Genomic DNA, 12,293 nt, shown 5'->3' with positions numbered 1-12,293 from the left:
ATCAAGATGACAGAGGACCTCTCACCAGCTGAGCGATACCAGGCCTCCCGGGTGCGCGCCGCCGAGCAGGCGACGGCCCTCGGGCCCTTCCGCGACCTGTACGAATTCGGTCTGGACCCGTTCCAGATCGAGGCATGCCAGGCCCTGGAGGCGGGTAGAGGGGTGCTGGTCGCGGCCCCCACCGGCTCGGGAAAGACGATCGTCGGCGAGTTCGCCGTCCACCTCGCCCTGCTGCAGGGCCGCAAGTGCTTCTACACCACGCCGATCAAGGCGCTGTCCAACCAGAAGTTCGCCGACCTCGCGCGCCGCTACGGCTCGGACAAGGTCGGTCTGCTGACCGGCGACAACAGCGTGAACGCGGACGCGCCCGTGGTGGTCATGACCACCGAGGTCCTGCGCAACATGCTGTACGCGGGATCCCAGGCCCTCACCGGTCTCGGGTACGTGGTGATGGACGAGGTGCACTACCTCTCCGACCGCTTCCGCGGCGCCGTGTGGGAGGAAGTGATCATCCACCTGCCGGAGTCCGTCACCCTGGTCTCGCTGTCGGCGACCGTGTCCAACGCCGAGGAGTTCGGCGACTGGCTGGACACCGTGCGGGGCGACACCCAGGTGATCGTCTCGGAGCACCGGCCCGTCCCCCTGTGGCAGCACGTCATGGCCGGACGCCGGATGTACGACCTCTTCGAGGAGGAGAGCGACCACGGCGGCCGGGGCACCGGACGGCGCGAGGTCAGTCCGGACCTCGTCCGGCTCGCCCGCATGGAGAACCAGCGCGGATACAACCCGCGCGAGCGCCGGCGCGGGAAGATGGTGCGCGAGGCGGACCGCGAGAGGGAGCGCCGGCAGCGCAGCCGTATCTGGACCCCTTCCAGGGCCGAGGTCATCGACCGGCTCGACGCGGAGGGGCTGCTGCCCGCCATCACCTTCATCTTCAGCCGGGCCGGCTGCGAGGCCGCCGTGCAGCAGTGCCTTCAGGCCGGACTGCGGCTGAACGACGAGGACAAGCGCCGCACGGTCCGCGAGATCGTCGAGGAGCGGACGGCGTCCATCCCTCCCGAGGACCTCCACGTCCTCGGGTACTACGAGTGGCTCGAAGGCCTGGAGCGGGGCATCGCCGCCCACCACGCGGGCATGCTGCCCACCTTCAAGGAGGTCGTGGAGGAGCTGTTCGTCCGCGGCCTGGTCAAGGCGGTCTTCGCCACCGAGACCCTGGCGCTCGGCATCAACATGCCCGCACGCTCGGTGGTGCTGGAGAAGCTCGTCAAGTGGAACGGCGAGCAGCACGCCGACATCACACCGGGCGAGTACACCCAGCTGACCGGGCGCGCCGGGCGCCGCGGCATCGACGTCGAGGGCCACGCGGTCGTGCTGTGGCAGCGGGGCATGGACCCGGGCGCACTCGCCGGCCTCGCGGGCACGCGCACGTATCCGCTGCGTTCCAGCTTCCGGCCGTCGTACAACATGGCCGTGAACCTGGTGCAGCAGTTCGGGCGGCACCGCTCGCGCGAGCTGCTGGAGACGTCCTTCGCGCAGTTCCAGGCGGACCGGTCCGTGGTCGGGATCTCCCGTCAGGTCCAGCGCAACGAGGAGGGACTCGAGGGCTACCGGGAGGGCATGACCTGCCACCTCGGCGACTTCGAGGAGTACGCCCGGCTGCGGCGTGACCTCAAGGACCGGGAGACGGACCTCGCCAAGCAGGGCGCGGCCCAGCGCCGGGCGGCGGCGGCCTCGTCACTGGAGAAGCTGAAGCCGGGCGACGTCATCCACGTGCCCACGGGCAAGTTCGCGGGGCTCGCGCTGGTCCTCGACCCGGGGATCCCCGCGGGGCGGGCCAACGGGCACCGGGGGCTGGAGTACACCGAGGGCCCGCGCCCCCTGGTGCTGACCGCCGAGCGGCAGGTCAAGCGGCTGGCCCACATCGACTTCCCCGTCCCGGTCGAGGCGCTTGAGCGCATGCGGGTGCCCAAGTCGTTCAACCCGCGCTCCCCGCAGTCGCGCCGCGACCTCGCCTCCGCGCTGCGGAGCAAGGCCGGGCACATCGATCCGGGCCGGCACCGCAAGCAGCGCGCGGCGGCGGCCGACGACCGCGAGATCGCCCGGCTGCGCACGGAACTGCGGGCCCACCCGTGCCACGGCTGCGACGAGCGCGAGGACCACGCGCGCTGGGCCGAGCGCTACCACCGGCTGCTGCGCGACACCAGGCAGCTGGAGAACCGCATCGAGGGCCGGACGAACACCATCGCCCGCACCTTCGACCGCATCGTCGCGCTCCTCACCGAGCTGGACTACCTGCGGGGCAACGAGGTCACCGACAACGGCCGGCGGCTGGCCAGGCTCTACGGCGAACTGGACCTGCTGGCCAGCGAATGCCTGCGCGACCGGGTCTGGGAGGGGCTGAACCCCGCCGAACTCGCCGCGTGCGTCTCGGCGCTGGTCTTCGAGGCACGCCAGGCGGACGACGCCGTGGCGCCGAAGCTGCCGTCGGGTCCCGCGAAGGCGGCGCTGGGCGAGATGGTCCGCATCTGGGGCCGCCTGGACGCGCTGGAGGAGGACTTCAAGATCAGTCAGACGGAGGGGGTCGGCCAGCGCGAGCCCGATCTCGGCTTCGCCTGGGCGGTCTACATGTGGGCCTCCGGCCGCTCGCTGGACGAGGTGCTCCGCGAGGCGGAGATGCCCGCGGGCGACTTCGTGCGCTGGTGCAAGCAGGTCATCGACGTGCTGGGACAGATCGCGGCCGCCGCGCCCCGGGACGGGAGTTCGGTGGCCAGGAACGCCCACAAGGCCGTCGACGCGGTCCTGCGGGGAGTGGTGGCGTACAGCTCGGTGGGCTGAGCCCGCGTAAAGGCCCGGTGGGCCGGGCTCGTACGCGAGGGCAGAGGAGTGGCCGCAGGCGGTTCGCCTGTGGCCACTCGTGTGCGCACCCCCTCAGGTCTTCTTGTTCTTGAACGCGACCCCCGCACAGACCGCCCCCAGCACGATCGCCAGGCCGCCGACGATGACGTTGTTCAGGATCACGCCCAGGTCCGGGCCCGAACCCACGACCCAGGTCGACACGATGAGCCAGACACCCAGTGCGCAGATGGCGAGGCTCATGCCCGTCATCCGCTCGGGCATGGCGGTGAAGCAGAGTGCCAGCACGGCTATCGCGATGCCGATGACGAGGTTGTGGGTCACCAGGGAGGACTGACTCGCCGTGAAGTGGAGGACCCACGGAGAGACGGCGCAGTACAGACCGAGCAGGAACACCGGTGCGTCGGCCATGGCCGTGCTGCGTCCGCCGCCCATCACCCGGTCGTGGCGGGCCCTGAGCTCCTCGGCATCGGGATGCCCGGAGAGGTCCCTTCCGGTGTGAGAGAGGTTACTCATGAGGATGGTCTCCTTCGAACTTGCAGGAGCGACCGCTGTCAGGAAGGCGGTCCTGTGCTCTTCTGACCAGTGTGCTCTTACATGTCCCTTATGTGTAGTTTTTCTGGTGACCAATTCCTGCGATTCCGTCGAGGCGTCCGGCCGGTGACACCAGGTCCGCGAGCCGCAGTACCCGGCCCCCGTATCCGGGCAGCGGCACGTGGAGGGGGCGCGTCCAGCGCTCCGGGACGGCCTCGATGCCGTACACCGCGCCCGCCGGACCGCCCGTACGGCCGCCACCGTGTCGGTGTCCCCGCCCACGGCCATGGCAGGACCTCCGCCCAGCGGGTCCGGTGGCCGGCGTGCACCGACGCCGGTACCTCGTCCACCGGGGGGAGCAGGTCGCCGTCCTCCAGCGCCACACGCACCAGGTCTGTGGAACACGACGGGGCCCTCCCGGGCCGCGGGGTCGCCGTGGGTCAGGGCCGCGATCCGGCGCGCGGCGTCCACCCGTCGCCGTCCGCCCTGCGCGGGCCGCGCCGACCGCGGACTCGGTGGCACGCATCGGTGAACCGTTCCCGGCCGCCCGTGAGTTGATCCGGAAGTGCTTCGCGGCCGCGAGGTCCCAGCCGGCGCCCCCGCACATCGCTCCGGCCCCGTCCGGAAAGCGGGCGCCGCAGGCGCCGGGCGGCCCGGACTCGAAGGGCGCGCCCAGCGCGTCACCCACGGCGGAGCCGACCACGGCGCCGACGGCACGAGCCCCGCGGTCCGCGCCGCTCCGGCCGTTCGGTCGGAGCGCGCGGCCCTCGGGGCTCGTCGTCGTCATGCCGTCAGCGCACTGACGGGCTGTGGGGTCAGCTCGCCGGCATCAGGACCGTGTCGACGATGTAGACGGTGGCGTTGGCCGTCGGGACGTTGCCGCAGACGACCTTGGAGGAGTCGTTCACGGTGTAGGAGGTGCCCGAACCCGACGTCGTCAGCTTGGTCTTGGCCAGGGTGTCGAAGGAACCCTTCTCCAGCTGCGCCGGCGTCAGCTTCTGGCCGACGACGTGCGCGGTGAGCACCTTGGTGAGCTGGGCCTTGTCGGCGAGCAGCTTGTCCAGGTCGGCCTTCGGGATCTTGGCGAAGGCGTCGTTGGTCGGGGCGAACACCGTGATGTTCTCGGCGCTGTTCAGGGTGTCGACGAGGCCGGCCTGCTTGACGGCCGCGACCAGGGTGGACAGTGCCGGGTTGTTGGACGCGGCCGTGGCGACCGGGTCCTGGGCCATGCCCGCGAACGAACCGGCGCCCTCCTTCGGGACCGTCGCACAGCCCGGACCGAACGGCTCGTCCATGGGCTTGGTCTCCTTGGCCGGGGCGCTCGACGCGGCCTTGTCCGCACCCGAGTCGGACGCGGAGGTGTCGGAGTCGCTGGAGCACGCGGTCAGAGCGAGCGGCAGCAGGGCCGCGGCGGAGACGGTGACGGCGATGCGGCGAAGGTGACGGGTGTTCATGGTGTGCTCCTGGATCGATCGTTGTTCGACAGAGGGAAAAGAAATGAGGGATGCGGTGACGCAAGCCGGTGGTCAGGTCACATCGACCACCACCGAGTGCCACCCGGTCGCACCGTTCGGCACGGTGCCGACCCGCTTGTCGGTCTGTGTGACGCCGGTCCGGTCCGTCGCGCGGACCTCGAGGGTGTGGTGGCCGGTCGTGGCGGGCCACTCCCACACCCACTGGCGCCAGGTGTCACGACCGGCCTCCTCGGCCAGCCGTGCGGTGTGCCACTCGCCGCCGTCGACCCGGACCTCGACCCGGGCGATGCCCCGGTGCTGGGCCCAGGCGACACCGGCCACGGGCACGGTGCCCGCCCGCGGTGCGGCGAATGGGCGGGGCGTGTCGATGCGGGACTGGGTCTTGATCGGCGCCTCGCGGGACCAGTCGCGCTCGACCCAGTAGGCGTCGTACGCGTCGAACGTCGTGAGCTCGATGTCCTGGATCCACTTGCACGCCGAGACGTAGCCGTAGAGGCCGGGGACGACCATCCGGACCGGGAAGCCGTGCTCGAACGGCAGCGGTTCACCGTTCATCCCGACCGCGAGCAGGGCGTCGCGGCCGTCCATGACCTCCTCGACCGGGGAGCCGATCGTCATCCCGTCCACGGAGCGCGCCACGATCTGGTCGGCCGGCCCGCCCTTGGACGGTGACTTCACCCCGGCCTCGCGCAGCAGGTCGGCCAGGCGCACCCCGATCCACCGGGCTGTGCCCACGTAGGGTCCACCCACCTGGTTGGACACGCAGGTCAGCGTGATGTCGCGCTCGATCAGCTCGCGTCCCAGGAGGTCCTGGAAGCCGAGGGTCAGCGGGCGCGCCACCCCCTTGCCGTGGATCCGCAGCCGCCACCGGTCGGCGTCGACGCGCGGAACCACCAACGCGGTGTCCACCCGGTAGAAGTCCTTGTTCGGCGTGGTGAACGAACTCAGACCCCGGATGCCCAGATCCGCCCCGCCCGGTATCGCGCGGGCGGGGGAGCCCGGCGCAGGGAGGACGATGTCGCCGCGCGAGGCGGAGACCCCGGCCAGGCGGTTCGCCTGGAGCTGTCGCCCCAGGAGACCCGCGCCGGCCGAGGCCGCCGCCGCTGCGGTCGCCGCGATGACGAAACCGCGGCGGTCGAAGGTGCCCTGTTCCCCTGCTTCCGTCTCCCCAGCCGCGGGAGACGGGGCGTCGACGGGGGCCAGCCGTCCGGTCAGGAGATACAGCACTCCTGCGGCCACCAGGGCACCCACGGCCGAGGGCAGTACGTCGCCCGGGCGGCCCTCGGGCCGCCCGGCCGCGGACACTGCCCCGACCACACCGAAGACCAGTACGGCCGCAGCGCCGGTCAGCCGGTGCCGCAGCGCGAGGATCCCCACCGCCATGGCGAACAGCGCCAGGAGGACGAGGATGCCGAGCTGCAGCACCAGTTTGTCGTCGGTTCCGAAGTTCCGGACTGCGAAGTCCTTCACGGCCGGCGGGGTGCGGTCGATGACCGCACCGCCCACCGCCGTGACCGGACCCGCCTCGGGACGGACGGCAGCCGCGACCAGTTCGGCGACGCACAGGGCGGTGAACCCGGCGATCAGACCGCTGAGCGCGGCGAACGCGGCGCGTGCCCAGCGGGATCGCCGGGACCCGGAGGAGGCCCCTTGCTTCTGCGAAACGTATCGGTCTGTTGTCACACCGGGAGTTCGGCGCCGATCGCCCGGCGGATTGGTCGTTCACCCGATCGAAGGAAGTCCGATCATCGGCCAATCCGCGGCGCCCGCTGCCTCGAATGACCTCTGAGGGGCACTCCAGCAGGGCTCCGGCCAGCCATGTGACACCGGAAGGAACCCGAATGACAGGGGAGCGGCGGCGCACAGCCGTAGTGGGCAGCGGGGTGGCGGGACTCACCGCCGCGCACGTCCTGGGCAGGGCCCACGACGTGACGCTCGTCGAGGCGGACGACCGCGTGGGCGGACACGCGCACACCCACGACCTGGCCTCGTCGGACGGCCGGACGCACCGCGTCGACTCCGGGTTCATCGTCCACAACCGCAGGACGTACCCGAACCTCCTCCGGCTCTTCGACGAACTCCAGGTGGAGACCCAGGAGTCGGAGATGAGCATGTCCGTGCGCTGCGAGGGATGCGGGCTGGAGTACGCGGGGGCCCGGGGCCCGGCCGGGCTCCTGGCGCGGCCGGCCTCCCTGTTCCGGGGCCCGTACCTGCGGATGCTCACCGAGGTGCCGCGATTCCACCGGGCGGCACGGGCGTTGCTCGCCATGCCCGAGGACACCGGCGTCATGACGCTCGGGGAGTTCGCCTCGCGCGGCCGGTTCTCGCCGTACTTCCGCGCGCACTTCCTCACTCCCGTGGTCTCCGCGGTCTGGTCCTGCGACCCGGTGACGGCACTGAGTTACCCGGCCCGCTACCTCTTCCGGTTCATGGAGCACCACGGCATGCTCTCGATCGGCGACTCGCCGGTGTGGCGGACGGTCACGGGCGGATCGCGCGCGTACGTCGAACGCATCGCCAAGCAGGTGCACTCCGTGCGGACGGCCACCCCGGTCAGGGCGATCCGCCGGCACGGCGACGGCGTCGAGATCGTCACCGAGGACGGCACCACCGAGGACTACGACGCGGTGGTCGTCGCCACACACCCCGACCAGGCGCTCCGGCTGCTCGCCGACCCCACCGACGAGGAGCGGGCGACCCTCGGCGCGTTCCGCTACTCGCACAACCCCACGCTGCTGCACACCGACACCACGCTGCTCCCGCGCAGCCGCGGGGCCGCCGCCTCCTGGAACTACCTGATGCCCTCCTGCGCCGCCGACGCCGACCGGGTCACCGTCAGCTACGACATGAACCGCCTCCAGCGCCTGGACGCCCCCGAGCGGTTCGTCGTCACCCTGAACGGCGCCGACCGGGTCGACCCGGACCTCGTACGGGCCCGCATGGTGTACGAACACCCCGTCTTCACGCCGGAGTCCGTCGCCGCCCAGGCCCGGCTGCCCACGCTCTCGGGGCCCGTCACCGCCTACGCGGGCGCCTACCACGGCTGGGGTTTCCACGAGGACGGCTGCCGCTCCGGGGTCGAGGCCGCCGCCGCCCTGGGGGTGGCGTGGTGAGCGGCGCCCTCTACCCCTGCACCATCACCCACGTACGGAGCGCCCCCCGCAGGTACGCGCTGCGGCACCGCACCTACCTGTGGCTCATCGACCCGGACCACCCGCCGAGGCTGCCGGCCGTCCTGCGCCCGCTGGCCCGGTTCGACGCGCGCGACCACTTCGGCGGCACGGCACCCACCGTCCGGGCCGGACTCGAACGCTTCCTCACCGCCCGCGGTGTCGACCTCGCCGACGGCACGGTCACCATGCTCACCCAGGCCCGGGTGCTGGGCCACGTCTTCAACCCGCTGACCGTCTACTGGTGCCACCGCCCCGACGGCAGCCCGCTCTGCGTGGTCGCCGAGGTCCACAACACCTACGGCGAACGGCACTGCTACCTGCTGCGCCCGGACGCCGGGGACAGGGCGGTGACGGGCAAGGACTTCTACGTGTCGCCGTTCTTCCCGGTGGACGGCGACTACCGGATGCGGCTGCCCGAGCCGGACGGGCGGCTCAGCCTGACCGTCCATCTGGAGCGCGAGGAAGCCCGCCCGTTCACCGCGACCGTGCGCGGCACCAGGCTCCCCGGAACGCCCGGCCACCTGCTCCGGCTGTTCCTGCGCCACCCCTTCTCCACCCTGGTCGTATCCGCCGCCATCCGCGTGCACGGTGTCCGGCTGTTCCTGCGCCGGCTGCCCGTGCAGCCCCGTCCCCGTCATCGCACCCAGGAAGGCATGCAGTGAAGGTGCCCACCTCTCCCAACCCGCCCGCCGCGCCCGCCCGCAGCGGCACCATTCCCGCCCAGGCCCGGTCCGCCACCGTCCCCTTCGCGGGCGTGGACGCGGACCGCTGGCCGGACGTCGCCGCCCAGCCGGCGGCATCCGGGATCAGAACCGCCGTGGCCGAACGGCTCGTCCGGCGGGCGCTCTCCCAACTCCCGCTGCGTGCCCGGCTCGCCGGCCGCGACAGGGTCGGACTCGGCGGGCCGCTCATGGAGATCCGCCGGCCCGACGCGTTCTTCCGGCGGATCGGCGCGGGCGGCCTCGTCGGATTCGGCGAGTCGTACATGGCCGGTGAATGGGACTCGCCCGACCTCGTCGGCGTCCTGACCGTCCTCGCCGGGCACGCGGCCGACCTCGTGCCCGCGCCGCTGCAGAGGCTGCGGAAACTGTGGGCCCTGCGCCGGCCCGCCGCGCAGACCAACACCCCTGAGGGTTCGCGCGACAACATCAGCCACCACTACGACCTGTCGAACGACCTCTTCGCCCTCTTCCTCGACGACACCCTGACGTACTCCTCCGCCGTCTTCCGCGGGTTCCCGGCCGAGCAGGACCTCCTGCCCGCCGCCCAGCACCGCAAGATCGACCGGCTGCTCGACCTGGCGGGCGTGGGCGAGGGCACCGGACTGCTGGAGATCGGCACCGGCTGGGGCGAACTGGCCCTCCGGGCCGCCGCCCGCGGAGCCCGCGTCACCACCCTGACGCTCTCCCGGGAACAGCGGGATCTGGCCCGGGCCCGCATCCGTGAGGCCGGTCACGAGGACCGCGTCGACGTGCGGCTCTGCGACTACCGCGACGTCACCGGCACCTACGACGCCGTCGTCAGCGTCGAGATGATCGAGGCGGTCGGCGAGGAGTTCTGGCCGGAGTACTTCAGGACGCTGGAACGCTGCCTCGCCCCCGGCGGCCGGATCGCGCTGCAGGCGATCACCATGCCGGACGACCGGATGCTCGCCAGCCGCAGCACCTACACCTGGATCCACAAGTACATCTTCCCCGGCGGCCTGCTGCCCTCCACCGAGGCCGTCGAGCGCGTCACCACCGCGCACACCGGCCTGCGGACGCGGCAGCGCAGCACCTACGGGATGCACTACGCCGAGACCCTGAGGCTCTGGCGGGAACGCTTCGAGGAGAGGGCCGCCCAGGTGGACGCGCTCGGCTTCGACGCGACCTTCCGGCGTATGTGGACGTTCTACCTCGCCTACTCGGAAGCCGGCTTCCGGTCCGGTTACCTCGATGTGCAGCAGCTTCTCCTGACCCGTGAGGACACCGCGTGAACACCTTTACCGACACCCCGGGGACCGGAGCGGCGCAGCGCATCGCCCCGGTCGTCCAGCAGTTCCTCGGCGGCCCGCCGCCGGTCAGGATCAGGATGTGGGACGGCAGCGAGACCGGCCCGAAGGACGCCCCGACGGTGCACGTACGCTCCCGGCGCGCACTGCGCCGGCTCCTCTGGCAGCCGGGCGAACTCGGCCTGGCCGAGGCCTACATCACCGGTGACATCGACATCGCCGACGACCTCGCGGAAGGGCTGCGCGCGATGCGGCGCGCGTCGCGTCAGCAGGGCCTGGAGCTGCCCCGCCCCGGCGTCGCCGACCGCCTCCGGGCGGCCGGGACCGCCCTGCGGCTCGGCGCGGTCGGTCCCCGCCCGCCCGTCCCGGCGGCCAGGGCCGGACTCAGCGGCGCGCTGCACAGCAAGGCCCGCGACCGGGCGGCCATCAGCCACCACTACGACCTGTCGAACGCCTTCTACTCCCTGCTGCTGGACGAGACGATGGCGTACTCGTGCGGCTACTGGACCGGCAGCGGGCCGGACTACGGGCCGGCCGACGCCCAGCGCGACAAGCTGGAACTGATCTGCCGCAAGCTCGGGCTGCGGCCCGGCGCGCGTCTCCTCGACATCGGGTGCGGCTGGGGGTCCCTGACCCTCCACGCCGCCGCCCGGCACGGAGCCCGCGTCACCGCGGTCACCCTGGCCAAGGAGCAGGCGGCGTACGTGCGCGGACAGGTGGCGGAACGCGGTCTGGAGGACCTCGTCGAGGTGCATTGCTGCGACTACCGCGACGTCGCCGGCCTGCCCGACTTCCGGGGCGGGTACGACGCGGTGTCCACCGTGGAGATGGGGGAGCACGTCGGGGACGCCGAGTACCCGGCCTTCACCGCGCTCCTGCACTCGGTCCTCCGTCCGCAGGGGCGCGCGCTGGTCCAGCAGATGTCCCGCGGCACCACCGCGCCCGGCGGCGGAGCCTTCATCGAGTCGTACATCGCGCCGGACATGCACATGCGCCCGGTGGGCGAGACCGTCGGACTCCTCGAAGGGGCGGGTCTGGAGGTCCGCGACGTGGAGTCGATGCGCGAGCACTACGTCCTGACCGTCGAGGCCTGGCACCGCACTCTGGAGGAGCGCTGGCCCGAGTTCGTGGCACTCGTCGGCGAGGAGACGGCCCGGGTGTGGCGGCTCTACCTGGTGGGCGGCGCCCTGGCCTTCGAGGAACGGCGCATGGGGGTCGACCAGATCCTGTCCGTGCGGCCCGACGCGGAGGGCGCGGCGAAGATGCCCGCCACCCGCCACGGCTGGTACGCCGGGCTGGGAGCGGCGGAGCACGGCGCGGAGGTCCCCGCCGAACCGGTCGTCGCCGGTCCGCGCACCGGCTCGGGCCGGTGAACGGCTTCGCCTGGGCGGCGTTCGCCACGAACCTGGCGGCGGCGGCGGGCGCAGCCCTCGCCGTCATGCTCGTGACGTTCCTGATCGCCCTGCGCAAACGCCTGCACAGGATCGTCGACGTGGCGTGGGGTCTCGGCTTCGCGGCCGTCGCCCTCGTCTCGTACGCCGTGTCGGCCGGCGAGGGGGACCAGGGGCGCCGGCTCCTCGTCACCGCGCTCACCGTCGTCTGGGGCGTGCGGCTCGCCGTGCACATCGGCCGACGGGGCCGCGGCCACGGGGAGGACCCGCGCTACGCGGCCATGCTGGCCAAGGCGCCGGGCCACCCCGACCTGTACGCGCTGCGCAAGGTGTATCTGCTCCAGGGCGCACTGGTCTGGCTCATCTCCCTGCCGGTACAGGCCGGTTACTACCTGCCGGGGCGTCTGGACGCCTGGGCCTGGGCCGGTACGGCGCTGTGGGCGCTGGGGCTCGGGTTCGAGGCGGTGGGAGACGCCCAGCTGGCCCGCTTCAAGCGCGACCCGGCGAACAAGGGCCGGATCATGGACCGGGGACTGTGGTCCTGGACCCGCCACCCGAACTACTTCGGCGACTTCTGCGTCTGGTGGGGGCTCTTCCTCGTCGTCTGCGCCGACCCGGCGGTGGCGGCCGCCACGCTCGTCTCGCCCGTCGTGATGAGCCTGCTGCTCACCAAGGGCAGCGGCAAGGCGCTGCTGGAGCGGCACATGGAAGGGCGGCCCGGGTACGCGGAGTACGTCGCCCGCACCAGCGGCTTCCTCCCCCTGCCGCCCGGCACGCCCCGCCGGGGCTGAGCACCGGACCGACCGCGCGAAGGGTGTGCCCCGGCCAGGAGACCGGCCGGGGGCACACCCTTCGCGCTTCCGTACTTCCCGCGGGG

Annotated in this window: 9 protein-coding genes and 1 pseudogene; 6 read left to right on the top strand and 4 right to left on the bottom strand. The window is 72.3% G+C overall.

What is annotated here, in order from left to right:
• Nucleotides 1-6 precede the first annotated feature (6 nt).
• Complete coding sequence (locus tag OHT61_RS06145) at nucleotides 7-2,835, top strand: DEAD/DEAH box helicase (protein WP_329035737.1); 2,829 nt, start codon at nucleotides 7-9, stop codon at nucleotides 2,833-2,835.
• Between the two features lie 93 nt (nucleotides 2,836-2,928).
• Here OHT61_RS06145 and OHT61_RS06140 read toward each other — a convergent pair whose 3' ends face one another.
• From OHT61_RS06140 to OHT61_RS06125, 4 genes and pseudogenes are all read right to left on the bottom strand, one after another.
• Entirely contained in the window at nucleotides 2,929-3,369 is a 441-nt protein-coding gene (locus tag OHT61_RS06140; RefSeq protein ID WP_329035735.1) for an SPW repeat protein, read from the bottom strand.
• 88 nt (nucleotides 3,370-3,457) lie between these two features.
• Nucleotides 3,458-4,174: pseudogene (locus tag OHT61_RS06135) on the bottom strand (ADP-ribosylglycohydrolase family protein).
• 28 nt (nucleotides 4,175-4,202) lie between these two features.
• Entirely contained in the window at nucleotides 4,203-4,841 is a 639-nt protein-coding gene (locus OHT61_RS06130) for a fasciclin domain-containing protein (protein WP_329035733.1), read from the bottom strand.
• 72 nt (nucleotides 4,842-4,913) lie between these two features.
• Complete coding sequence (locus tag OHT61_RS06125) at nucleotides 4,914-6,545, bottom strand: molybdopterin-dependent oxidoreductase (RefSeq protein ID WP_329035732.1); 1,632 nt, start codon at nucleotides 6,543-6,545, stop codon at nucleotides 4,914-4,916.
• A gap of 158 nt (nucleotides 6,546-6,703) precedes the next feature.
• Between OHT61_RS06125 and OHT61_RS06120 the strand changes: the two genes are divergently transcribed.
• Genes OHT61_RS06120 through OHT61_RS06100 form a run of 5 tightly spaced genes read left to right on the top strand, consistent with a single transcriptional unit; the run spans nucleotide 6,704 to nucleotide 12,207 of the window.
• Nucleotides 6,704-7,975 carry an NAD(P)/FAD-dependent oxidoreductase gene (locus tag OHT61_RS06120; protein WP_329035731.1) on the top strand — a complete coding sequence of 424 codons (1,272 nt, stop codon included), beginning with the start codon at nucleotides 6,704-6,706 and terminating at the stop codon, nucleotides 7,973-7,975.
• Nucleotides 7,972-8,697 carry a DUF1365 domain-containing protein gene (locus tag OHT61_RS06115; RefSeq protein WP_329035729.1) on the top strand — a complete coding sequence of 242 codons (726 nt, stop codon included), beginning with the start codon at nucleotides 7,972-7,974 and terminating at the stop codon, nucleotides 8,695-8,697. The genes OHT61_RS06120 and OHT61_RS06115 overlap by 4 nt, the downstream gene beginning before the upstream one ends.
• A gap of 50 nt (nucleotides 8,698-8,747) precedes the next feature.
• Nucleotides 8,748-10,010 carry a cyclopropane-fatty-acyl-phospholipid synthase family protein gene (locus tag OHT61_RS06110; protein WP_329043115.1) on the top strand — a complete coding sequence of 421 codons (1,263 nt, stop codon included), beginning with the start codon at nucleotides 8,748-8,750 and terminating at the stop codon, nucleotides 10,008-10,010.
• On the top strand, nucleotides 10,007-11,398 hold the full coding sequence (locus OHT61_RS06105) for a cyclopropane-fatty-acyl-phospholipid synthase family protein (RefSeq protein ID WP_329035728.1): 1,392 nt from the start codon (nucleotides 10,007-10,009) through the stop codon (nucleotides 11,396-11,398). The genes OHT61_RS06110 and OHT61_RS06105 overlap by 4 nt, the downstream gene beginning before the upstream one ends.
• Nucleotides 11,395-12,207 carry a DUF1295 domain-containing protein gene (locus tag OHT61_RS06100; RefSeq protein ID WP_329035727.1) on the top strand — a complete coding sequence of 271 codons (813 nt, stop codon included), beginning with the start codon at nucleotides 11,395-11,397 and terminating at the stop codon, nucleotides 12,205-12,207. The genes OHT61_RS06105 and OHT61_RS06100 overlap by 4 nt, the downstream gene beginning before the upstream one ends.
• Nucleotides 12,208-12,293 lie beyond the last annotated feature (86 nt).

This window comes from Streptomyces sp. NBC_00178 (genome assembly GCF_036206005.1).
Lineage (GTDB): Bacteria > Actinomycetota > Actinomycetes > Streptomycetales > Streptomycetaceae > Streptomyces.
The sequence above is the reverse complement of the archived record's forward strand: the minus strand, read 5'-3'. Positions and strand labels throughout refer to the sequence as shown.